Below are 23,615 nucleotides of genomic sequence, written 5' to 3' on the forward strand. Positions count from 1 at the left end.
TTTGCTACCATGCGGCGATCCGCCCGGCTGGGGGGCCGGTCCCAGGGGAAGCCCACATGTCGATCTCACGTACCGCCGCAAGGAAAGCCGCCCGCAAGCCGACAGAGCCCGCCCGGGCTGGCGTGACGCTGGCGACCTTCGTCTGGGAAGGCACCGACCGGCGCGGCGTCAAGATGAAGGGCGAGCAGCAGGCCAAGAGCGCCAACCTGCTGCGCGCCGAACTGCGTCGCCAGGGCATCCAGCCCAGCGTGGTCAAGGCCCGGCCCAAGCCGCTTTTCGGTGCCGCCGGGCGTCGGGTGACGCCCAAGGACATCGCCGTCTTCAGCCGGCAGCTCGCCACGATGATCAAGTCCGGCGTGCCGGTGGTGCAGGCGCTGGAGATCATCGGCTCGGGCAACAAGAATCCGCGCATGGCCGATCTGGTCAATGCGTTGCGCCTGGACATCGAGGGCGGCTCGTCGATCAACGAGGCGCTGGCCCGGCATCCGGTGCAGTTCGACGAGCTCTACCGCAACCTGGTGCGGGCCGGCGAATCGGCCGGTGTACTGGAAACCGTGCTCGACACGATCGCCACGTACAAGGAAAACACCGAGAAGCTGAAGGGCAAGATCAAGAAGGCGCTGTTCTATCCGCTGATGACGATCGCCGTGGCGCTGATCGTCAGCGCGATCCTGCTGATCTACGTGGTGCCGCAGTTCGAGTCGGTATTCCAGTCGTTCGGCGCCGACCTGCCGGCCTTCACCCAGCTCATCGTCAATGCCTCGCGCTTCCTGGTGAAATGGTGGCTGGCGATCCTCGCGGTGCTGGTGATCGGGGTCGCCGGCGCGATCTTCGCGTTCAAGCGCTCGGTCGCCTTCCAGCATCTCGTCGACCGGGCGGTTCTCCGGATTCCGGTGGTCGGGCAGATCATGCACAACGCTGCGGTCGCCCGCTTCGCGCGCACGCTGGCGACGACCTTCAAGGCGGGCGTGCCGCTGGTCGAAGCGCTCGACTCGGTGTCGGGCGCCACCGGCAATGCGGTCTACGCGCAGGCCGTGCACCGCATGCGCGACGACGTCTCGGTGGGATATCAGGTCAACCTGGCGATGAAGCAGGTCGGCCTGTTTCCGCACATGGTGGTGCAGATGGCCGCGATCGGCGAGGAGGCCGGCGCGCTCGACACGATGCTCTTCAAGGTGGCCGAGTTCTACGAGGAAGAGGTCAACAACGCGGTCGACGCGCTCGCCAGCCTGATCGAGCCGCTGATCATGGTCTTCATCGGCATCGTCGTCGGCGGCATGGTCATCGGCATGTACCTGCCGATCTTCAAGCTCGCGGCCGTGGTCTGACGGTCCGGCGCTCGGTGACAGCATAGATGGCATTCCTCGATCAAAACCCGGCCCTGGGCTATCCCCTCGCCGCCGGCCTCGGCCTGCTGGTGGGCAGTTTCCTCAACGTCGTGATCCTGCGCCTGCCCCGGCGCCTGGAATGGCAGTGGAAGCGCGACAGCCGGGAGATCCTCGGCGAGCCGGACCTCTACGACCCCCCGCCCCCGGGCATCGTCGTCGAGCGCTCGCACTGTCCGCACTGCGGGCACCAGCTGTCGTGGTACGAGAACATCCCCGTCATCAGCTGGCTGGCGCTGCGCGGACGCTGCCGCAGCTGCAAGGCGCCGATCTCGGTCCAGTACCCGGCGATCGAACTGCTGACGATGCTGCTGTTCGCGGCCTGCGTCTGGCGGTTCGGCTTCGGCTGGCAGGGCTTCGGCGCGCTGGTGCTGACCGGCTTCCTGGTCGCGCTGTCGGGCATCGACGCGCGCACGCAGCTGCTGCCCGATTCGCTGACGTTGCCGTTGATGTGGCTGGGGCTGATCGCCAGCCTCGACAACCTCTACATGCCGGCCAAGCCGGCGCTGCTGGGCGCCGTGGTGGGCTATGCGAGCCTGTGGTCGGTGTGGTGGCTGTTCAAGCAGGCGACCGGCAAGGAAGGCATGGGCCATGGCGACTTCAAGCTGCTGGCCGCGCTCGGCGCCTGGTGCGGCCTGTCGGGGCTGCTGCCGATCATCCTGCTGTCGGCGGTGGCCGGCGCGATCGTCGGCTCGATCCTGCTGGCGGTGCAGGGGCGCGACCGCGCCACGCCGATCCCGTTCGGCCCGTACCTCGCGGTCGCCGGCTGGGTCACCTTCATGTGGGGCGAGGACCTGACCGCGCTGTACCTGCGCGTGTCCGGCCTGCAGTAGCGCAGCCGCCACGATGGTCGCGCTGGTCATTGGCCTCACCGGGGGCATCGCCTCGGGCAAGTCCGCGGCCACGGCGGCCTTCGAGCGACGCGGCATCGTCGTCGCCGATGCGGATCTCGCCGCGCATGCGGCGGTCGCGCGCGGCAGCGAGGGCCTGGCCGAGGTCGTCGCCGCATTCGGGCCCGAGGCGCTGGCCGCCGACGGCACGCTGGACCGCGCGGCGATGCGGCGCCGGATCTTCGCCGATCCCGACGCGCGTGCACGCCTGGAAGCCATCCTGCATCCGCGCATCCGCCTCGTGCTGCAGACCGCGTGCGAGGCCGCGTCCGGTCCGTATGCCGTCGCGGCGATTCCGCTGCTCGCCGAGGGCGGCCGGGACCGCTACCCCTGGCTGCACCGCGTGCTGGTGATCGACGTGCCCGTCGACGTGCAGCTGGCGCGGCTGCTGCGTCGCGACGGGATCGACGAGGCGCTGGCGACGAAGATGATCGGCGCGCAGGCCTCGCGCGAGGCCCGCCTGGGAATCGCCGACGACGTCTTCGTCAACGACGACAGCCTTGAAGCGCTGGACGCGCGGATCGGCGCGCTGGATGCCCGCTATCGTGCGTTGGCGGCGGCGCGTGACGAAGCGGCTGGCGGTCGGTAGGCGCGCGGCGTCTTACCTTGCTGGGGAAGGCCCGTGCCCCCACCCGGCGCCTGCGGCGCCGACCTCCCCCGCAGCCGGGGGAGGTGGCGACAACGCGACGAGCCTGCAGCGGAAGGACTCGGCCGGCTACGTCGCGCCCGGCCAGAGCCCGCGGATTGCGGCGATGCCCTGGGCGCCGTGGCGGCGGGCGTCGTCGATGTCGTCGGGCGTCATGCCGCCGATCACGTAGATCGGCAGCGCGCTGTGCTCGCGCAGGCCGGCGAACCCGGCCCAGCCGATTCCGGACTGGCCGGGATGGCTGGCGGTCTCGGCGACGGCGCCGAGCACGACGAAATCGCAGCCCAGGCGGGCGGCCTGCGCGAGATCGTCGGCGTCGTGACAGGAGGCGGCCAGCAGCAGCCCGGGGGCGACCGGGCGTACGACGTGCTCGCGCAGCGCCGCAGCCTTCAGGTGCAGGCCGACGCCCGCCGCCTGCGCCAACTCGGGCGCACCGTTGAACAGCAGGTCGGCGCCGCGCCGGCGGCACCGCAGGGCCGCCTCGGTGAGCAGGCGGCCTTGCCGGTCCGGATCGATGCCGGGCAGGCGCAGTTGCACGCGCCGGATGCCGCTGCGTAGCGCGTCGTCGAGCGCGCGCAGCCAGGCGGCATCGTCGGCGCCGGGCGGCGGCGTGACCAGGTACCGGTCCGGCGCCCGCAGCGCGGCCACCACCGGCAGGTCGGCCGGCGGCATCGAGTAGCGGCCGAGCTTGTCGGGCGCGACCCAGGCCAGGGCCTGGCCTTCGCGCCCCTTGGGCACGCCGTGCCACTGCGCCACGTGGCGGACATCGAGCCGCAACCGCTTGGTGGGATAGCGTTGCGGCACCACCATCAGCGGCGCGCCGACCACGACCTCGATGCCGAGTTCCTCATCGAGCTCGCGCGCCAGCGCGGCCTCGGGCGTCTCGCCCGGCTCGCGCTTGCCGCCGGGGAACTCCCACAGGCCGGGCATGTCCCGGTTGGGCGTTCGCCGCGACAACAGGATGCGCCCGCGCTTGTCGGTGATGACCCCTGCCACGACCTCGACGACGCGCTCGCTCATGCTGCCCTGGAATCCGGAGTGGGGCTCAGGTTAGGGGCGGCGCGCGGGTTTGCCAATGACGGCCGGGGGCGCGGCGTCAGCTGAACGTGATCGCGCGCGGGCGCGCTCCTACGGATCATGCGGCGCCTGGCATCGGGCCGCGCAGCCGCGACCCGGACGTGGCGCGGTGACCGCGCCGATCCGTCAGCTCAGCTCAGCTGGCCGTGGCAGTGCTTGTACTTCTTGCCGCTGCCGCAGGGGCAGGGATCGTTGCGGCCCACCTTGGCGCCGTCGCGGACGATCTGCGCCTGCGGGGCGGCGGCCGAGGCCTGCGCCGCGCGCACGTCGTCGGCCTCCTCGTCGGCACCGTAGCCGCCGGCGTCGGCATGCTGGAACTGGGCCTGGTTGAGCTTGGCCTCGATCTGGCGACGCTCCTCGGCCTCGAGCGCGGCGATCTCGTCCTCGCTGCGCACACGCACGCGGGCGAGCATCGTCACGACCTCGTGCTTGACCTTGTCGAGCATCTCGGAGAACAGCTCGAAGGCCTCGCGCTTGTACTCCTGCTTGGGCTGCTTCTGCGCGTAGCCGCGCAGGTGGATGCCCTGCCGCAGGTAGTCCATGCGCGCCAGGTGCTCCTTCCAGCCCTGGTCGAGCACGTTGAGCATGATGTGCTTTTCGAGCATGCGCATCGTCTCGTCGCCGAGCTGCGCCTCCTTGTCGGCGAACAGCGCGTCGACCGACTGCTGCACGTGCTCGGCGATCTGCTCGGCATCGAGTTCCTCGCGCGACTTCGCCATCGACACCAGCTCCAGCCGCAGGCCGAACTCGCGCTCGATCTCCGCCTCCAGCGCCGGCAGGTCCCACTGCTCGTCGATCGACTGCGGCGGCACGTAGCGGCCGACGATGCCGGCGACGACGTCGGCGCGGATGCCGTCGACGTTCTCCTTGACGCTCTCGGCGTCCAGCAGTTCGTCGCGCTGGCCGTAGATGACCTTGCGCTGGTCGTTGTTGACGTCGTCGAAGTCGAGCAGGTTCTTGCGGATGTCGAAGTTGTGTGCCTCGACCTTGCGCTGCGCATTCGCGATCTGGCGGGTGACCAGCGGGCTTTCGATGATGTCGTCTTCCTGCAGGCCCATCCGCGCCATGACCTTCTGCACCCAGTCGGCGGCGAAGATGCGCATCAGGTTGTCTTCGAGCGACAGGTAGAAGCGCGAGGACCCCGGGTCGCCCTGGCGGCCGGAGCGGCCGCGCAACTGGTTGTCGATGCGCCGCGACTCGTGGCGCTCGGTGCCGATGATGTGCAGGCCGCCGGCGGCGACGACCGCGTCGTGGCGCTGCTGCCACTCGGCGCGCAGGCGCGTCTTCGTCGCCTCGTCGACAGGTACGCCGGACTCGGCCTCGAGCGTCGCGAGCTCGGTCTCGAGCGAGCCGCCGAGCACGATGTCGGTACCGCGGCCGGCCATGTTGGTGGCGATGGTCACCGCGCCGGGGCGACCGGCCTGGGCGACGATCTGCGCCTCGCGCTCGTGCTGCTTGGCGTTGAGCACCTCGTGCGCGATGCCTTCCTTGCGCAGGTGCTCGCTGAGCAGTTCGGAGACCTCGATCGACGTCGTGCCGACCAGCACCGGCTGCCCGCGCTCGTGCGCGGACTGGATCTCGCGTGCGACCGCGCGGTACTTGCCGGCACGGTTGAGGAACACCGCGTCCGGCGCGTCCTTGCGGATCATCGGCCGGTGGGTCGGGATCACCACGACCTCCAGGCCGTAGATGCTCTCGAACTCGAAGGCTTCGGTGTCGGCCGTGCCGGTCATGCCCGAGAGCTTGCCGTACATGCGGAACAGGTTCTGGAAGGTGATGCTCGCCAGCGTCTGGTTCTCGCGCTGGACAGGCACGCCCTCCTTGGCCTCGACCGCCTGGTGCAGGCCGTCGGACCAGCGACGGCCCGGCAGCGTGCGGCCGGTGAACTCGTCGACGATGATGACCTCGCCGTCGCGGACGATGTAGTGGTCGTCGCGCTGGTAGATCGCGTGCGCGCGCAGGCCCGCGTTGAGATGATGCACGACGTGGATGTTCTGCGGCGCGTACAGGCTGTCGTCCTCGCCGAGGATGCCGGCGCCGCGCAGCAGCGCCTCGGCGTGCTCCTGGCCTTCCTCCGACAGGTGGACCTGCTTGGCCTTCTCGTCGACCCAGAAGTCGCCGTCGCCGTCCTCGGTCTCCTGGCGCACCAGCGACGGGACCACGCGGTTGACCTTGATGTAGAGCTCCGGCGAATCGTCGGCCGGGCCCGAGATGATCAGCGGCGTGCGCGCCTCGTCGATCAGGATCGAGTCGACCTCGTCGATGATCGTGTAGTTGAGCGCGCGCTGGTAACGGTCGGCCTTCGACAGCGCCATGTTGTCGCGCAGGTAGTCGAAGCCGAACTCGTTGTTGGTGCCGTAGGTGATGTCGGCGCGGTAGGCCTCGCGCTTGGCCTCGCCGTGCGGCATGCCCGGCCAGATGACGCCGACCGACAGGCCCAGCCAGTTGTAGAGCTTGCCCATCTGCGCCGCGTCGCGGCGGGCCAGGTAGTCGTTGACGGTGACGACGTGGACGCCCTTGCCTTCGAGCGCGTTGAGGTAGGTCGGCAGCGTGCCGACCAGGGTCTTGCCCTCGCCGGTGCGCATCTCGGCGATCTTGCCCATGTGCAGCACCATGCCGCCGATCAGCTGCACGTCGTAGGGACGCATGCCGAGCACGCGCTTGCTCGCCTCACGGCAGACCGCAAATGCCTCGGGCAGCAGCTTGTCGAGGGTCTCGCCGTTGGCGATGCGCTGCTTGAACTCCGGCGTCTTGGCCTGCAGGTCGGCGTCGGACAGCGCCTCCATCTGCGGCTCGAGCGCGTTGATCCTGACGACGATCTTCTCGAGCTGTTTGACGAAGCGGTCGTTGCGACTGCCGAAGACACTGGTGAGCAAGCGATTGAGCATTGGAATACCGAAGTCTGGAATCGGAGCGCGGGACCGAGGCGGATTCCCCAGAAGCCGCAAACAGAAAAGGGCGCCAGGCGCCCTTTGATGGCAACGCGCATTGTAGCTTGGGGAGCGGCCCGGCGTTTTCAAGGCGACCCTGCCGGCGCCCCGGGGTAGGAGCGCGCTCGCGCGCGATGGCGCCTTCCCGGCAAGTCCTGTTCGCGCGCAAGCGCGCTCCTACAGACCCGCCTGCTCGTGGAGCGAAGCCTGCTCCGCCTACTGGCGGCGCACGCCCATGTCGCCGAGGAACTTGCGCGGGTTCTGCACCCGCCCGTTCTCCCAGACCTCGAAGTGCACGTGGGCACCGGTCGAGCGGCCGGTCGAGCCGGCCTTGGCGATCTCGTCACCGACGCGGACCAGGTCGCCGACCTTCACCACGTTGCGCGAATTGTGCGCATAGCGGGTCACGTAGCCATTGCCGTGGTCGACCTCGACCACGTTGCCGTAGCCGCTGCGCACGCCCGAGTAGCTGACCACGCCGTCGGCGACGGTCATCACCGGGTCGCCGGTGCGCGCGTCGAAGTCGATGCCCTTGTGGAACTGGCCGCCGCGGCCGAACGGATCGGCCCGGTAGCCGTAGGACGAGGTCACGAAGCTGCTGGTGACCGGGGAACGCGAGGGCAGCGCGTCGCGCTGGAGCTTGCGGTCGAGCAGCAGCGCCTCGAGCACCGAGAGCTGCTGGCCGGAGTGCGTCAGGTCGCCTTCGAGCGCGTCGAGACCGCCGAGCAGCTTGCCGGCCGGCATGTCCTGCGCCGGTTCCGGGCCACCGACGCCGACCGTGCGGTCGAAGTCGAACTCGCCGTCCTCCAGTCCCGCGCCGCGGGCGAGCCGGTCGCCGAGCGCGTTGAGCCGGTTGGCCTGGGCCTGCAGCTCGCCCAGCCGGGCGGCCAGGGCGTTGACCTCGCGCTGGGCCTCGCGGCGGGTCTCGTCCAGGTTGCGCTCGTGCGCCGCGGCGACGCCGTGCAGGCGCGCGATCTCGGCCGAGTTCATCGCGCCGGCACCGCACATGCCGGCGGCGGCGATCACGATCGCCATCGACACGGGCCGGCGACGGGCCAGGATGCGAGCCCTGCGGGCCACCTGCGCGGCGACGCCGCGCATATCATTCAACAAGGTTTTGACGGTCATGGTGCCAATGTCTGATTTCCGGTCCAGATCCAAGCCATCCCGTATCGGGGCTCCGACCGCCGCGCTGGACGCGGCGCTGGATGGCGCGTCGGCCGATCCGATCCGCCGGGCCATCTGGCTCGACGCATTGGACCGCCGCCTCGTTCCCCTGCTGCCTCCGGCACTGGCGCCGCATGCGCGGCTGGCCAATGTCGATCGGCGCAGGCTGGTGTTCCTCGTCGATTCGCCCATCTGGCACGCCAGGCTGCGCCTGTCGGCCGATACGCTGCTCGACGCCGCCCGCTCCATCGGACTGGATGTCGACGACATCGTCGTCAGGACGTCGACCCAACCCCTGCGGCCTGCGCCGCCAGAAGCCCGCGGCGCCCTGGGCGCCCCGCCCTCGGCGGTCGCGCGCGACACGCTGCGGTCGGTCCTGGCCTCGCTCCGGCCGCCGGAAGGCGAGAAGCGCGACGGGTCGTAGAGCGGTGGTCCTGCCGAACCCCTTCATCGGAATCAAGACCGGGTGAAGGGGACGGGGCATCGTACCGGGCATCCGCTGGCGGGGCGTTAACCGAAAGATAACTTTTCAGAAATTAGAAGTTAAATTTCTGTTATTCAACGCATCCGCGATGAACGCAGCCGGCGTACAGATGCCGGAGTTCACGTCGCGTTCGCGGACTTGGCGCGGCGGAGCGCCTTCGGTCAGCGCGACCGGCGCATGCGCCCGAGCGCCGTCAGGCCAGGGGAGCGCGCAGCGAAAAGGGACGCCCATCGCAGGCGGACGGGGCGCGCGGGGCTCAGGCGGCGACGGGGGCGCCGTAGGCCACGGGGGCGTTGTCGTGCTCGGCGAAGCTGACGAGCTCCCAGGCCGAGCGCGTCTCGAGCAGGGCGCGGACGAGCTTGTTGTTCAACGCGTGTCCGGACTTGTAGCCCTGGAACAGGCCGAGGATCGGATGGCCGGCCAGGTACAGGTCCCCGACCGCGTCGAGGATCTTGTGGCGCACGAACTCGTTGGCGTAGCGCAGCCCGTCGTCGTTGAGCACGCGGAACTCGTCGAGCACGATCGCGTTGTCCATCGAACCGCCCAGGCCGAGGTTGCGCTCGCGCATGTACTCCAGGTCGCGCATGAAGCCGAAGGTGCGGGCGCGGCTGACCTCGCGGATGTAGGCCTCGGTCGAGAACTCGACCTCGGCGCGCGACTGCGCCAGCGGGATCGCCGGGTGGTCGAAGGCGATGGTGAAGTCGAGGCGGAACCCGTCGTAGGGCTCGAACCGCGCGATCTTGTCGCCCTCGCGCACCTCGATCGGCGAGAGGATGCGGATGAAGCGCTTGGGTGCGGCCTGCTCGACCACGCCCGCCGACTGCAGCAGGAACACGAACGGGCCCGAGGAGCCGTCCATGATCGGAACCTCGGCGGCCGACAGCTCGACGTACAGATTGTCGACGCCGAGCCCGGCGAGCGCCGACATCAGGTGTTCGACGGTCTGCACGTTGGCCGCGCCCAGGCTCAGCCCGGTGCACAGCGTGGTCTCGGTGACGAGTCCGCCCTGGGCAGGGATCTCGACGACCGGGTCGAGATCGACGCGCCGGAAGACGATGCCGGTGTCCGGTGCGGCCGGACGCAGGGTCAGGAACACTTTCTCGCCGCTGTGCAGGCCGACGCCCGTCGCGCGGATCACGTTCTTGATGGTGCGTTGGCAGGGCATCGGCAGTCCGGGGGGAGAAGCGCGCCGATCATGGGCGCGGAGGCAGCGGGGCGAGATTATCACGCGGCCTGCTGAACCTGAACGGAGCGGGCCCGGGCGATGGCCAGGGATCGCGATCCGGGCGACATGGCCCGCCAACGATGGCGACGGCGGGCAAACCGGCCCGCCGGGGACACACCCGGCGGGCCAAAAACGGCGACCTGCGGACGACAGGACGCCGGAGCTTGCGAGGACCACGGCGGCCGACGTTCCGCCGCGCGCCGGTGACGGCACGCGGATCGGAGGACGCCGGCCAGGCGACGCGTCAGTCGGCCTGGCGGCGCAGGGCGAGACGAAGCGCTTGCGAGGCACTGCCTCGCGCTTCGTCGCGCGCCCGGCCAGGGGTTCGACCGTCGCGCTCGCGAGGCACCGCCTCGCGCGACGAGAGAACGCCCCGCGTGCTTCGCGGGGCCGGCAAAGCCGGGCCGGACCTGCCGAAGCCGAGGACGCGCGCCAGGGACGGCATCAGTCGGCCTGGCGGCGCAGGAACGCCGGGATGTCCAGGTAGCTGCTGTCGCTGCCGAAATCGGCGACCTTCGGTGCATCGCCCGCGTCGCCGCGTGCCGCACCCTGGGTTGCCGGCCGTGCCGTCGGGGCCGCCGTGCCTGCGTTGCCGCGCAGCGAGGCCGCGATGCTGTGGCCCGGGCTGTACGGGGCCACGGCATCGCCGTCGTCGATCAGCAGGCCGGTGGTGCCGTCGCGGACGCCACGCTGGTTGTTGCTGATCAGCTGCACCTGCGGCTTGCCACGCGCGGCGCCCTCGCCGTTGAAGCCGGTGCCGCGCGCGGGCGCACGGTTCAGGCCGGTGGCGACCACGGTCACGCGGACTTCGTCCTGCATGTCGGGGTCGAGCACGGTGCCGATGACGATCGTCGCGTCCTCGCTGGCGAAGTTCTCGACCGTGCGGCCGACCTCGTCGAACTCGCTCATCGTGAAGTCCGCGCCGGCGGTGATGTTGACCAGGATGCCGTTGGCGCCGGCCAGGTTGACGTCGTCGAGCAGCGGATTCTGGATCGCGGCCTCGGCCGCGGCCTGCGCGCGATCGTCGCCGCGGGCGTGGCCGGTGCCCATCATCGCCAGGCCCATCTCGCTCATCACGGTGCGCACGTCGGCGAAGTCGACGTTGATCAGGCCCGGGCGGACGATCAGGTCGGCGATGCCCTGCACGGCGCCCAGCAGGACGTCGTTGGCGGCGCGGAAAGCCTGGATCATCGTGGCGTTGCGGCCGAGCACGGTGATCAGCTTCTCGTTGGGGATGGTGATCAGCGAGTCGCAGTGCGCCGACATCTCCTCGATGCCCTTGAGCGCGACCTGCATGCGCCGGCGGCCCTCGAACGGGAACGGCTTGGTGACCACGGCCACCGTCAGGATGCCCATCTCCTTGGCCAGCTGGGCCACGACGGGCGCGGCGCCGGTGCCGGTGCCGCCGCCCATGCCGGCGGTGATGAACACCATGTCGGCGCCCTGCAGCGCGTCCATGATGATCTCGCGGTCCTCGAGCGCGGCCTGGCGGCCGACTTCGGGGTTCGCGCCCGCGCCCAGGCCCTTGGTGACGCTGCTGCCGAGCTGCAGCTGCAGCTTGGCGCCGCAGTTCTTGATCGCCTGCGCGTCGGTGTTGGCGGTGATGAACTCCACCCCGTCGACGCTGTTGTTGACCATGTGGGCGACCGCGTTGCCGCCGCCGCCGCCGACGCCGATGACCTTGATCACCGCGTTGGGAGCCATCTTCTCGACCAGTTCGAAATGTGCCATGTCCGTAGTCCTCTGAGTGCCGGGATTCGGGATTCGGGCTTGGGGATTCGGCAAGTCAAAAGCCGTCCCGCGCCCGCGTCCTGTTCCCGATTTAGTTGTTAGTTGATCGCGCTACTTACGAAGTACCTGCCCACCTGCCGCTCTCGCCCTTGCTTTTCCCAATCCCGAATCCCGAATCCCCAATCCCGGCCTCATCAGAATTCGCCGTTGAACCACGTCTTGAGCTTCTTCAGCAGCCCGCCCGCGCGCCCGGCGGAGATCACCGGACGACGCGGATGCTCGATCTGGCTGCCCATCAGCAGCAGGCCCACGCCGCTGGCGTGGACCGGGTTGCCGACGACCTCGCCCAGGCCGGTGACGTGCTGCGGGATGCCCACGCGCACCGGCATCTGCAGCATTTCCTCGGCCAGCTCGACGACGCCTTCCATCTTCGCGGCGCCGCCGGTGAGCACCATGCCGGCGCGCACGTGCTGCTCGAAGCCCGAGCGGCGCAGTTCGGCCTGCACCATCTCGAAGATCTCCTCGTAGCGCGCCTGCACCGCCTGCGCCAGCGACTGGCGCGGCAGCCGCCGCGGCGGCCGGTCGCCGACGCTGGGGACCTGGATCGATTCCTCGCTGGTCGCCAGCTGCGCCAGCGCGCAGGCGTAGCGGACCTTGATCTGTTCGGCCTCCGGGGTCGGCGTGCGCAGCATGTGCGCGATGTCCTCGGTGACCTTGTCGCCGGCGATCGGCAGCGACGCGGTGTGGCAGATCGCGCCCTGCACGAACACCGCAAGGTCGGTCGTGCCCGCGCCCATGTCCACCAGCACCACGCCCAGTTCGCGCTCATCGGAGGTCAACACCGCGGTGCTGGAGGCCAGCGACGAGAGGATCAGGTCGTCGATCTGCAGGCCGCAGCGCTGCACGCACTTGCTGATGTTGGCCGCGGCCGACTGCGCGCACACCACCAGGTGCGCATGCACCTCCAGGCGCACGCCGGTCATGCCGACGGGGTTGCGGATGCCTTCCTGCGAGTCGTCGAGCACGTACTCGCGCGGGATCGCGTGCAGGATCTTCTGGTCGGCCGGGATCGCGACCGCCTTGGCGGCGTCGAGCACGCGGTCCAGGTCCGCCCAGGTCACCTCGTTGTCGCGGATCGGCACGATGCCCGGCGAGTTGCGGCACTGCACGTGGTTACCCGAGATCGACGCGTAGACCGAGCGGATCTCGCAGCCGGCCATCAGCTCGGCCTCCTCGACCGCGCGCTGGATCGACTGCACGGTCGATTCGATGTCCACGACCACGCCGCGCTTGAGGCCGCGCGATTCGTGGCTGCCGATGCCGATCACCTCGATCGGATTGCCGGGCGAATACTCGCCGACCAGCGCCACCACCTTGGAGGTGCCGATGTCGAGTCCGACGATGAGCGTCTTGTCGCCTTTGCGGTTCATGTATTGGAGCCGGGATTCGGGATGGGGGATTGGGGATTGGGGAAGGTCTGCGGCGGACTCAAGTGGAGGGCTGTTTCCAATCCCGAATCCCCAATTCCCAATCCCGGTTTCGCCCATACCAGGGCGAAACCATTCGTGTAGCGCAGGTCGGCGCGGGCGAGCGGCTCGGTGCGGTTGGCGACCAGCCGCGGCAGCATCCGCGCGAAGCGGGCGAGGCGCAGCTTGGCTTCCTGGCTACCGACCAGCACCTCGGTGCCGCTGGACAGACGGATCAGCCAGCTGCCGCGCGCATCGAGCACGACGCCTGCGATCTCGAACCCGGACGGGCGGAACAGCTCGCGCGCCTCGTTGTAGAGCGCGACGACCTCGTTGGCGCGGGCGTCCGGACCGTCGAAGCGCGGCATCGCGCCGGGCACTTCGACGCCCTCGGCCGAGAACAGCCGGCCGCGCGTCGACAGCAGGCGGCCCTCGCCCCAGCGCGCGAACGGCACGTGCTCGCCGATGCGCACTTCCAGCACGTCGGGCCAGCGCTTGCGTACTTCGACGCCGGCCACCCACGGCAGCCGTGAGACATCACGCTGCGCCTGCACCAGATCCACGGCGAAGAAGCCGCGCTGCGCGTGCGGCAGCACCGTCTCGCGCACGCGCGCCACGTCGACCTGCTCCAGGCCGTCGTTGATGCGCAGCACGCGCAGCGGCCAGCGCTCGGCACCGATCCAGCCCTTCATCACCGCGACGACCGGCAGCGCCACCAGCGCCAGCGCCAGCAGCCAGGCCAGGATCCGCGCCGTGGTGGCGAACGCCTGGTTCATCGCGCGACCGCCTCCGGGGTGAGCGTCGACTCGAGCACGCGCCAGCACAGCGCGGCGTAGTCCATGCCCAGTTGCGCGGCGGCCTTGGGCACCAGCGAATGGCTGGTCATGCCCGGTGCGGTGTTGACCTCGATCAGCTGGAAGCCGCGTTCGACGTCGCGCATCAGATCCACGCGTCCCCAGCCGCCACAGCCCGCGGCACGGAACGCGGCCAGCGACAGCGCGCCGATCTGCGCTTCCTCGTCCGGCGACAGGCCGGGGCACAGGTACTGGGTGTCGTCGGCGATGTACTTGGCGTGGTAGTCGTACCATTCGCCGGCCGGCACGATCCGGATCGACGGCAGTGCGATGTCGCCAAGGATACCGACGGTCAGCTCGTCGCCGCGCACCATCTGTTCCATGAGCAGTTCGCCGTCGTAGCGGGCGGCGAACGCGATTGCGGGCGCGAGGTCGGCCTCGCCCAGTACGCGGAACACGCCGACGCTGGAACCTTCGCAGGCCGGCTTGACGAACACCGGGTAGCCCAGCGTGTCGGCCGCGGCATGGAGGTCGGCGCCCGGCGGCAGCCGGACGAAGCGCGGCGTCGGCAATCCTGCACTCGCCCACACCTGCTTGGTGCGGATCTTGTCCATCGTCAGCGCCGAGCCGAGCACGCCCGAGCCGGTGTAGGGCACGCCGAACGCGTCGAGCAGGCCCTGTACGACACCGTTCTCGCCGTCGCCGCCGTGCAGGATGTTGAACACGCGGTCGAAGCGGCCGGCCACGATCGCCTGCGCGAGCGCCGGCACGCCGTCGACCGGGTGGGCGTCGACGCCGCGCGAGCGCAGCGCGTCGAGCACGCCCTGCCCCGACTGCAGCGAGACCTCGCGCTCCGAGCCCGGGCCGCCGAGCAGCACGGCGACGCGGCCGAACACGGCCGGATCGGTGAAACGCGGCGGCGACAGGGACGCGCTCATGCGGCCACCGCCTCGAATCCGTCCTGCACCAGCCGCTGCACGGTCGCGCCGATGTCGCCGGCGCCCATCATCAGCAGCAGGTCGCCGTCGCGCAGCACGTCCGGCAGCACGTCGACCAGGTCATCGGCGGCGTTGACGACGACCGGCTCGATGCGGCCGCGCGCGCGGATCGCGCGCGCCAGCGTCTTGGCGTCCGCCCCGGCGATCGGCGTCTCGCCGGCCGGATAGACCTCGGTCAGCACCAGTGCGTCGACATCCGACAGCACGCCGGCGAAATCGTCGAACAGCGCGCGGGTCCGGCTGTAGCGATGGGGCTGGAACGCGACCACGAGCCGCCGGTCTTCCCAGCCGCCGCGCGCGGCGGCGAACACCGCGGCCAGCTCGCGCGGGTGGTGGCCGTAGTCGTCGACCAGCTGCACCCGGGCGCCGGTCGGCGTGACCAGCTCGCCGAGCAGGTTGAACCGGCGGCCGATGCCCTCGAAGCGGCCGAGCGCGGCGACGATCGCCTCGGGTGCGACGCCGAGCTGCCAGCCCACCGCGGCCGCGGCCAGCGCATTGAGCACGTTGTGGCGGCCGGGCAGCGCCAGCCGGGCCTCGACGCGCACGTTCTCGGGCAGGCACAGCGTGAACTGCATCGACGCGCCGTCCTGGCGGACGTTCTCGGCGCGTACGTCCGCCTCGTCCGACAGGCCGTAGGTCATCATGTGCCGCGGCACGCTCTGCGCGAGCTTGGCGACTTCCGGATCGTCGATGCACAGCACCGACAGCCCGTAGAACGGCAGCCGGTGCAGGAACTCGGTGAACGCGTCCTGGACACGCGCGAAGTCGCCGCCGTAGTTCTCCAGGTGGTCGGCGTCGATGTTGGTGACGATCGCGACCAGCGGATTGAGCCGCAGGAAGCTGCCGTCGCTCTCGTCGGCCTCGGCGACCAGCCAGTCGCCGCTGCCCAGGCGGGCGTTGGCGCCCGCGGCGAGCAACTGCCCGCCGACGACGAACGTCGGGTCCAGGCCGCCCTCGGCGAGCACGCTGGCGGTCAGCGACGTCGTCGTGGTCTTGCCGTGGGTGCCGGCGACTGCGATGCCGCGGCGGAAGCGCATCAGTTCGGCGAGCATCTCGGCGCGCGGCACGATCGGGATGCGCTGCGCGCGTGCCTCCATCAGCTCGGGGTTGTCGGCGCGGATCGCGCTCGAGACCACGATGCAGTCGGTGCCCAGCACGTTGGCCGCCGCGTGCCCGCGGTGCACGGTCGCGCCCAGGCGGGCGAGCCGCCGGGTGGCCGCGCTGTCGGCGGTATCCGAGCCCGAGACCTTGTAGCCCAGCGTCACCAGCACCTCTGCGATGCCGCTCATGCCGGTGCCGCCGATGCCGACGAAGTGGACGCGCGAGAAGACCTTCGCGAAGTCCTCCTTCGACAGGCCGCGGGTCTGGTGCAGGCGACGGATCATGCGTGGCTCCTGCCGCCGAAGCTCGGCTCGACGCGCTGGCGCAGGCGGCTGGTGCCGCGCGTCGCGGTCGCCGGCGGCACGGGCAGCGGCGGTTGGGTGGTGGGCGGCATCGGGCCGGCCGGTGCCGGCGCAGGCGCGACGGCATCGCCGCGCAGCCGGGCGACCTGGCGCTGGGCGCGGTCGAGTTCGTAGGACACGCGCAGCAGCAGGCCGAACGCCACGCAGGTCATCATCACGCTGGAACCGCCCGAGGACACCAGCGGCAGCGTCAGGCCCTTGGTCGGCAGCAGGCCGAGGTTCACGCCGATCGAGACCAGGCTCTGCAGCCCGACCATCAGCGCCACGCCGAACGCGCAGTAGCCGGCGAAGTGGCGGCGCATCTCCACGCATTTCAGGCCGATCCACAGCGCGCGCCCGACCAGCGCGACGAACAGGCCGACCACCAGGCACACGCCCAGGAATCCCAGCTCCTCGGCCAGCACCGAGAAGATGAAGTCGGTGTGCGCCTCGGGCAGGTAGGACAGTTTCTGCACCGATGCGCCCAGGCCGACGCCCGAGAATTCGCCGCGGCCGACCGCCATCAACGCGTTGCTGAGCTGGTAGCCGGCGCCGAGCTGGTCTTCCCAGGGGTTCATGAACGAGGTGATGCGGCGCAGCCGATAGGGCTCCATGACCGCGACCGCGACCACGGCCGGCAGCAGCAGCAGCACCGGCAGCATCATGCGCTTGAGGTGGCCGCCGCCGAGCACCAGCATGCCGGCGGTCACGCCGAGCAGCAGCATCGACGAGCCGAAGTCGGGCTGCAGCAGCAGCAGCACCACCAGCACCACGGCCACGCCGATCGGCTTGAGCATCGCGCCCCACGTGGCGTTGACCTCGTCGCGGAAGCGCACCAGGTAGCTGGCCAGCCAGACGATGTAGATGACCTTGACCGCCTCGACGACCTGGAAGTTGGAGATGCCCAGCCAGATCCAGCGGTGCGCGCCGTTGACCGAACGCCCCAGGCCCGGCACGAACACCAGCAGCAGCAGTCCCACGCAGCCCAGCAGCACGAAGCGGTCGTACTTCTCGATCGTCCTCAGTTCGCTGCGCAGCACCGCGGTGGCCAGTCCCAGGCCCAGCGCGATGAACATGAAGTGGCGGCTGAGGAAGTAGTAGCGGCCGACCCCGAGGTCCTCGCCCACGGCGATCGAGCTCGACGCGACCATGATCACGCCCAGCGTCGCGATCGCGACCATGATCCCCACCAGCCACGGGTCGAAGCGGCCGTGGATCTCGTCGAGCCGGGTCGCCTGGCGGGCGCCGGCGCCATCGTGGGTCGCGGTGTCGTGGGCGCGGGCCATCAGCGCACCTTCAACGTGGCGAGGCCGACGAGGACCAGGATCACCGAGATGATCCAGAAGCGCACGATCACGCGCGGCTCGGGCCAGCCCTTGAGCTCGAAGTGGTGGTGGATCGGCGCCATGCGGAACACGCGCTTGCCGGTGAGCTTGAAGCTCGCCACCTGGATCATCACCGACAGCGTCTCGATGACGAAGATGCCGCCCATGATCACCAGCACCAGCTCCTGGCGCACGATGACCGCCATCGTGCCGAGCACCGCGCCGAGCGCGAGCGCGCCGATATCGCCCATGAACACCATGGCCGGGTAGGTGTTGAACCACAGGAAGCCCAGGCCCGCGCCGGCGATGGCCGCGCAGATGATCACCAACTCGCCCGCGCCGGGCACCTGGGGGATCTGCAGGTAGTTGGAGAACACCGCGTTGCCCGAGGCGTAGGCGAACACGCCCAGGCCGCAGGCCACCAGCACGGTCGGCATGATCGCCAGTCCGTCGAGGCCGTCGGTGAGGTTGACCGCGTTGGAGAAGCCGACGATCCAGAAGTACGCGATCGCCACGAAGCTGATGCCCGCCAGCGGCAACGCGATCGACTTGAACAGCGGCAGGTAGAACGTGGTCGCGGCCGGCACGTCCGCGTACAGATACAGGTACAGGCCGGCCGCCAGGCCGAACACCGACTGCAGCAGGTACTTCCAGCGGGATTTGAGGCCGTTGGGATCGCGGTGCACGATCTTGATCCAGTCGTCGTACCAGCCGATCGCGCCGAAGGCGACCATCACCCCCATCACCAGCCACACGTACTTGTTGCGCAGGTCGCCCCACAGCAGCACCGCCGCCAGCACGGTGATCAGGATCAGCGCCCCGCCCATCGTCGGCGTGCCGGCCTTGGAGAAATGCGTCTGCGGACCGTCCTGGCGGATCGGCTGGCCACCCTTGTACTGCGCCAGCTTGCGGATCACCGCCGGGCCCAGCCACAGCGACAGCGACAGCGAGGTCAGCGCCGCCAGGATGCCGCGGAAGGTGAGGTATTCGAACAGACCGAAGAAGTCCTCGAACCCCTGCAGCCAGCGGGCGAGTTCAAGCAGCATCGTGGGTTCCTTGCGCGTCGAGCAGCGCGGCGACCGTCCGGTCCATCGCGCTGCCCCGCGATCCCTTGACCAGGACCGTGACGGGGGGTTGGGGATTGGTGCGCGGGTCCGCCGCCTCCATGTCGCGGACGAGGGCCGCCGCGAGGGCGGCGTGGGATTCGAAGTGGCGGGCGCCGTCGCCGAAGGCGGCCACCGCCTCCGCGCTCAGCGGGCCCAGCGCATAGAGCCGGGCGATGCCGGCCGCCCTGGCGCGCGCGCCGGCCTGGGCGTGCATCGCCGCGCCGTCGGCGCCGAGCTCGCGCATGTCGCCGAGCACCAGCCAGCGCTCGCCCTTCGCGACCGCCAGCGTGTCGATCGCGGCGTGCAGCGAGCCGGGGTTGGCGTTGTAGCTGTCGTCCACCAGCGTCGCCCCGCCGGCCAGGCGGTGGCGGGCCAGCCGGCCCTGGACCGCCTCGGCGGCCGCCAGCGCGTCGGCGATCGTCGCCAGCGGCACGCCGGCGGCCAGCGCGATCGACGCGGCGGCCAGCGCGTTGCGCACGTTGTGGCGGCCGGCCAGCGGCAGCGCGAGCTCGACCTCGCCGGCCGGGGTCGCCAGCACGAAGCGCGTGCCCGTTTCGTCCGGGCGAAGGTCGCGGGCGGCCACGTCGGCGGTGGCGTCGATGCCGAAACGCAGCAGGCGGCGGCCGTGCGCGCGCTGCGCGAAATACGGCGCGAACGCGTCGTCGGCGTTGATCACCGCGGTGCCGTCGGCCGGCAGCGCGTCGTAGACCGCGGCCTTGGTGTCGGCGATGCCCAGTAGGCTGCCCATGCGCTCCATGTGCGCCGGCGCGACGTTGTTGACCAGCGCGATGCGCGGACGCGCGATCGCGGTCAGATAGGCGATGTCGCCCGGCTTGCCGGCCCCCATCTCGTAGACGGCGAACGCCGCGTCCTCGGGCGCGTCGAGGATCGACAACGGCAGGCCGATCTCGTTGTTGAGGTTGCCGGGGTTGAAGCAGGTCGCGGCATGCCGGGCGAGGATCGCCGCGGCCAGCTGCTTGACGCTGGTCTTGCCGTTGCTGCCGGTGATCGCGACCACCTGCGCGGGGCGCGCGCGCTGGACCGCCCCGGCCAGGGCGCCCAGCGCGGCCTGCGGATCGGCGACGACGACCTGCGGCAGCGCCACGTCCAGGGGCCGGGCGACGAGCGCGGCGCGCACGCCCAGCTCGGCGGCGCGCGCAACGTGCGCATGGCCGTCGAAATTGTCGCCGCGCAGCGCGACGAACAGCTGCGCGCGCGGGTCTTCGGCGTCGATCCGGCGGGTGTCGGTCACGACGGCCTCGATAAGCGGCGCGCCGTCGGCGCCGTGCAGGCGGCCATTGACGAAGCCGGCGATGCGGGCGAGCGACAGCGGCGTCATCGGGCGTCCTCCGCGCCGGCCGGGGCGTCGCCGTGCGGCCCGCGCGCGGCCAGCGCCGCCTGCGCGACCAGCCGGTCGTCGAACGGATGCTGCACGCCGTCGATCTCCTGGTAGGGCTCGTGGCCCTTGCCGGCGACCAGCACGATGTCGCCCGGCGCGGCTTCGGCGATCGCCTGCGCGATGGCGCGGCCGCGGTCACGCTCCACGCGGACGGCGTCAGGCTGCGCGAAGCCGGCGACGATGTCGGCGACGATCGCATCGCCGTTCTCGCGGCGCGGATTGTCGTCGGTGACGATCACCCGGTCGGCGTGCGCCTCGGCAATCGCCGCCATCTGCGCGCGCTTGCCGGTGTCGCGCTCGCCGCCGCAGCCGAACACGCAGGTCAGCCGGCCGCGCAGGTGGCCCCGCAGCGACTGCAGCGCCTGCTGCAGCGGGTCGGGCTTGTGCGAGTAGTCGACGACGACCAGCGGCTGCGCCTGCCCGCCGCCGAAGCGGTTCATGCGGCCGGCGATCGGCTGCAATGCGCCGAGCGTGCGCACGATCTGCGCCGGCGCTTGGCCGAGCGCGGCGAGCACGCCGGCCACGACGAGCAGGTTGTCGACGTTGAAGCGGCCCAGCAGCGGCGAGCGCACCGGCAGCCGTTCGCCGCCGATGTGCAGAGAGAACGCGATGCCGTCGGCATCGAGCGCGACGTCGTGCGCGGCGATGTCGGCCTCGGCGGCAGCTGCGGCGCTGACGCGGATCGCGCGCACCCCGGCCTCGAGGCGCGCGGGCAGCGTGGCGCCGAACGCGTCGTCGACGTTGATCACCGCGGCCTGCAGGCCGGGGCGCGCGAACAGCTTCGCCTTGGCCGCGCCGTAGCCGGCCATGTCGCCGTGGTAGTCGAGGTGGTCGCGGGTGAGGTTGGTGAACACCGCGACGTCGAAGTGCACCGCGTCGACGCGGCCCTGGTCGAGCGCGTGCGAGCTGACCTCCATCGCCACCGCGCGCGCGCCATCGTCGCGCAGCTGCGCGAGCAGCGCGTGGGTCTGCAGCACCAGCGGTGTCGTGAAGCCGGTCGGCTCGACCGCACCGTGCAGGCCGGCGCCGAGCGTGCCGATCGTGCCGGCGCGCGTGCCCGAGGCCTCCAGCGCCTGCGCCAGCAACTGCACAGTCGAGGTCTTGCCGCTGGTGCCGGTGACGCCGACCATCGTCATCGCACGCGAGGGCGCGCCGTGGAAGGCGTCGGCCATCGCGCCCATGCGATCGCGCAGGCCCGCCACCGCGATCGCGTCGGCGGGCAGCGTTTCGATCTCGGCCGGGACCGGCGGCTCGAACAGCACCGCGCTGGCACCGGCGGCCTTGGCCCGGGCGGCGAAATGCAGGCCGTGCGTGCCGAAACCGCCGATCGCGACGAACGCATCGCCCGGGCGCAGCGCGCGGCTGTCCTGCACCAGGCCGGTGATCACGGTATCGGCCGGCACCGCGGCGACGTCGGGCAGCAGCTCGGACAGGGCCATCGCGCGGCTCATCGCGGCGCTCCCGTGGCGGCCGGCACGCTCGCCGCGCCCGGCGCCGCCGGCGCACGACCCTGCTGGCGGGCGAGCTTGGCCTCGTTGGCCGCCTGCGCGGCCAGCCAGGTCTCGATGTCGTCGGGCGGCACGTCCATCAGGCGCAGTGCGCCGTCCATGACCCGCTGGAACACCGGCGCGGACACGTAGCCGCCGCCATAGGTGGACCCGCCCTTGGACGTGTCCGGATCGTCGATGACCACGGCCATCGCGAAGCGCGGATCGTTCACCGGCACCAGCCCGGCGAAGAACGCGAAGTAGCGGCGCGCGTAGCCGCCACCGCTGGCCTTGCGGGCGGTGCCCGACTTGCCGGCGACGTGGTAGCCCAGGATCGCCGCGCGCGTGCCGGTGCCGCCGGGTTCGGTCACGGTCTGCATCATCCGCACGACCTCGTCGGCGACCTTCGCCGACAGCACCTGGCGCGGCTCGCCGGTGTTGCCCTTGACGAACGTCGGCGGCAGCGCGCGACCGTGGTTGCCGAGCGTGGCGTAGGCGTGCGCGATCTGCATCGGCGTGACCGACATGCCGTAGCCGTAGGACATCACCTGCTTGTCGGTGCCCGACCACCGTGACGGATCGGGCAGCAGGCCCGCCGCTTCGCCGGGGAAGCCGCTGCCGGTGCTGCGGCCGTAGCCCATGTTGCGGATGAAGTCGTAGAAGTAGCGGTCGTCGAGCTTGTGCACGATCATCGACGAGCCCACGTTCGAGCTCTTGGTGATGATGCCGGTGGTGTCGAGCACGCCGTAGTTGCGGAAATCGCTGGTCTTGAACCGCCCGTTCGCGATCCAGCCCGGGCTGGTGTTGAACGTGGTGGTCGGCGTGATCACGCCCTTCTCCAGCGCGGCCGCCACGGTGATCGGCTTCATCGTCGAGCCCGGCTCGAGCAGGTCGGTCACCGCACGGTTGCGGTGCGCATCGCGGTTCTCGCCGGTCACGCGGTTGTTGTTGTAGGTCGGCAGGTTGGCCATCGCCAGCACCTCGCCGGTCGCCACCTCCAGCACCACGATCGACCCGGCGGCGGCGCCGGTCTCCTCGATCGCGCGACGCAGCTCGCGATGCGCGAGGAACTGGATGCGGCGGTCGATGCTCAGCACCAGGTCCTTGCCCGGCTCGGCGGCACGGACCAGGTTCACGTGCTCGACAATGCGGCCGTGCCGGTCGCGGATCACGTTCTGCGCGCCCGGCTTGCCGGCCAGCCAGTCGTCGAACGCCAGCTCGATGCCTTCCTGCCCGCGGTCGTCGATGTTGGTGAAGCCCAGCACGTGCGAGACCGCCTCGCCCTGCGGGTAGAAGCGGCGGTACTCGCGCTGCGAGAACACCCCCGGCACGCCGAGGTCGAGCACGCGCTTGGCCACGACCGGGCTGATCCGGCGGTGGCGCGGGATGTACATGAACTCCTTGTCGGCGCGTTGCGAGACCGCACGCGCGAGCTCGTCGAGCGACAGCCCGGTCGCCTGCGCCAGCTCGGGCAGCCGGTCGGGGTGCTTGCTCAACTCCTGCGGGTTCGCCCACAGCGATTCGACCGGCGAGGAGATCGCCAGCGGCTCGCCGTTGCGGTCGGTGATCATGCCGCGCGAGGCCGGGATCGGCACCTCGCGGCGGAAGCGCGCGTCGGCCTTCTGCTGGTAGAACGCGTTGTCGATCAGCTGCAGGTCGACCGCCCGGCCGACCAGCGCCACCGCGCCCAGGCCCAGCGCGCCGCCGACCAGCATCAGGCGCAGGCGCAGGTCGAACTGCGCGCGCTTGCGCGGCTTCTTGGCGTGGCCGTCGCCGGCCTTGATGAACCTGCCGAGCTTCATGGCCGCACCACCACGATCTCGGCGGTCTCGGGGAAGCGCATGCCCAGGCGCTCGCGCGCGACCTGGTCGACGCGGTTGCTCATCGCCCACGTCGCCTGCTCGAGCTGCAGGCGGCCGAAGTCGACGTTGAGCTCGTCGCGCGCGCGCTCGAGCCGGGTCAGCTGGATGTAGAGCTGGCGGTAGTCGTGGCGCGCGTGCACCACGCCGATCGCGGTGATCACGTTGGCGGCCAGCAGGATCGCGACGAAGAGATGGCGCAGC

19 protein-coding genes are annotated in these 23,615 nt (G+C 70.8%); 4 read left to right on the forward strand and 15 right to left on the reverse strand.

Translation table 11 applies throughout. The features are described from left to right. The first annotated feature begins 173 nt into the window (after positions 1-173). Genes WQ56_RS01915 through coaE form a run of 3 tightly spaced genes read left to right on the forward strand, consistent with a single transcriptional unit; the run spans position 174 to position 2,864 of the window. Positions 174-1,328, forward strand: a complete 1,155-nt coding sequence (locus tag WQ56_RS01915; protein WP_231583337.1) for a type II secretion system F family protein — start codon at positions 174-176, stop codon at positions 1,326-1,328. 26 nt (positions 1,329-1,354) lie between these two features. Beyond that, on the forward strand, positions 1,355-2,218 hold the full coding sequence (locus WQ56_RS01920; protein ID WP_047135394.1) for an A24 family peptidase: 864 nt from the start codon (positions 1,355-1,357) through the stop codon (positions 2,216-2,218). Positions 2,219-2,231: 13 nt separating this feature from the next. Next, positions 2,232-2,864, forward strand: a complete 633-nt coding sequence (gene coaE / locus WQ56_RS01925; protein WP_047135395.1) for a dephospho-CoA kinase — start codon at positions 2,232-2,234, stop codon at positions 2,862-2,864. A 126-nt stretch (positions 2,865-2,990) separates the two neighbouring features. Here coaE and WQ56_RS01930 read toward each other — a convergent pair whose 3' ends face one another. The 3 genes from WQ56_RS01930 to WQ56_RS01940 form a co-directional block, all read right to left on the reverse strand. Continuing rightward, positions 2,991-3,941, reverse strand: coding sequence for a Nudix family hydrolase (locus WQ56_RS01930; protein ID WP_047135396.1), 951 nt, complete (start codon positions 3,939-3,941; stop codon positions 2,991-2,993). Between the two features lie 188 nt (positions 3,942-4,129). Next, on the reverse strand, positions 4,130-6,886 hold the full coding sequence (gene secA / locus WQ56_RS01935) for a preprotein translocase subunit SecA (RefSeq protein WP_047135397.1): 2,757 nt from the start codon (positions 6,884-6,886) through the stop codon (positions 4,130-4,132). 258 nt (positions 6,887-7,144) lie between these two features. Beyond that, entirely contained in the window at positions 7,145-7,963 is an 819-nt protein-coding gene (locus WQ56_RS01940; RefSeq protein ID WP_231583321.1) for a M23 family metallopeptidase, read from the reverse strand. On the opposite strand from WQ56_RS01940, the gene WQ56_RS01945 reads away from it, so the two are divergent. Beyond that, entirely contained in the window at positions 7,935-8,519 is a 585-nt protein-coding gene (locus WQ56_RS01945; RefSeq protein WP_231583322.1) for a DUF721 domain-containing protein, read from the forward strand. The two genes, WQ56_RS01940 and WQ56_RS01945, sit on opposite strands and share 29 nt — an antisense overlap. A 316-nt stretch (positions 8,520-8,835) precedes the next feature. Here the strand turns inward: WQ56_RS01945 and lpxC are convergent, their stop codons facing one another. The 12 genes from lpxC to ftsL form a co-directional block, all read right to left on the reverse strand. Continuing rightward, entirely contained in the window at positions 8,836-9,744 is a 909-nt protein-coding gene (lpxC, locus tag WQ56_RS01950) for a UDP-3-O-acyl-N-acetylglucosamine deacetylase (RefSeq protein ID WP_047135400.1), read from the reverse strand. A 504-nt stretch (positions 9,745-10,248) separates the two neighbouring features. Beyond that, positions 10,249-11,535 (reverse strand): cell division protein FtsZ, encoded by a 1,287-nt coding sequence (gene ftsZ / locus WQ56_RS01955; RefSeq protein WP_047135401.1) that lies wholly within the window; start codon positions 11,533-11,535, stop codon positions 10,249-10,251. Between the two features lie 194 nt (positions 11,536-11,729). Beyond that, the gene (ftsA, locus tag WQ56_RS01960; RefSeq protein ID WP_047135402.1) at positions 11,730-12,965 is read right to left on the reverse strand and encodes a cell division protein FtsA; all 1,236 of its coding nucleotides are present in this window, start codon (positions 12,963-12,965) and stop codon (positions 11,730-11,732) included. Next, positions 12,962-13,777, reverse strand: coding sequence for a cell division protein FtsQ/DivIB (locus WQ56_RS01965; protein WP_047135403.1), 816 nt, complete (start codon positions 13,775-13,777; stop codon positions 12,962-12,964). The genes ftsA and WQ56_RS01965 overlap by 4 nt, the downstream gene beginning before the upstream one ends. Further along, positions 13,774-14,733, reverse strand: coding sequence for a D-alanine--D-alanine ligase (locus tag WQ56_RS01970; protein WP_047135404.1), 960 nt, complete (start codon positions 14,731-14,733; stop codon positions 13,774-13,776). Before WQ56_RS01970 ends, WQ56_RS01965 begins: the two co-directional genes overlap by 4 nt. Further along, positions 14,730-16,178, reverse strand: a complete 1,449-nt coding sequence (gene murC, locus WQ56_RS01975) for a UDP-N-acetylmuramate--L-alanine ligase (protein WP_047135405.1) — start codon at positions 16,176-16,178, stop codon at positions 14,730-14,732. The genes WQ56_RS01970 and murC overlap by 4 nt, the downstream gene beginning before the upstream one ends. Continuing rightward, positions 16,175-17,521 carry a putative lipid II flippase FtsW gene (ftsW, locus tag WQ56_RS01980; protein ID WP_047135406.1) on the reverse strand — a complete coding sequence of 449 codons (1,347 nt, stop codon included), beginning with the start codon at positions 17,519-17,521 and terminating at the stop codon, positions 16,175-16,177. Before ftsW ends, murC begins: the two co-directional genes overlap by 4 nt. Beyond that, positions 17,521-18,606 carry a phospho-N-acetylmuramoyl-pentapeptide-transferase gene (mraY, locus tag WQ56_RS01985; protein WP_047135407.1) on the reverse strand — a complete coding sequence of 362 codons (1,086 nt, stop codon included), beginning with the start codon at positions 18,604-18,606 and terminating at the stop codon, positions 17,521-17,523. Before mraY ends, ftsW begins: the two co-directional genes overlap by 1 nt. After that, entirely contained in the window at positions 18,596-20,005 is a 1,410-nt protein-coding gene (gene murF, locus WQ56_RS01990; RefSeq protein ID WP_047135408.1) for a UDP-N-acetylmuramoyl-tripeptide--D-alanyl-D-alanine ligase, read from the reverse strand. Before murF ends, mraY begins: the two co-directional genes overlap by 11 nt. Beyond that, entirely contained in the window at positions 20,002-21,516 is a 1,515-nt protein-coding gene (locus WQ56_RS01995; protein WP_047135409.1) for a UDP-N-acetylmuramoyl-L-alanyl-D-glutamate--2,6-diaminopimelate ligase, read from the reverse strand. Before WQ56_RS01995 ends, murF begins: the two co-directional genes overlap by 4 nt. Then, positions 21,513-23,354: a penicillin-binding protein 2 gene (locus tag WQ56_RS02000; RefSeq protein WP_052772768.1), complete on the reverse strand. Its 1,842-nt coding sequence runs from the start codon at positions 23,352-23,354 to the stop codon at positions 21,513-21,515. The genes WQ56_RS01995 and WQ56_RS02000 overlap by 4 nt, the downstream gene beginning before the upstream one ends. Next, positions 23,351-23,614 carry a cell division protein FtsL gene (gene ftsL, locus WQ56_RS02005; protein ID WP_156170270.1) on the reverse strand — a complete coding sequence of 88 codons (264 nt, stop codon included), beginning with the start codon at positions 23,612-23,614 and terminating at the stop codon, positions 23,351-23,353. Before ftsL ends, WQ56_RS02000 begins: the two co-directional genes overlap by 4 nt. Position 23,615 lies beyond the last annotated feature (1 nt).

This window comes from Luteimonas sp. FCS-9, assembly GCF_001014645.1.
Lineage (GTDB): Bacteria > Pseudomonadota > Gammaproteobacteria > Xanthomonadales > Xanthomonadaceae > Luteimonas.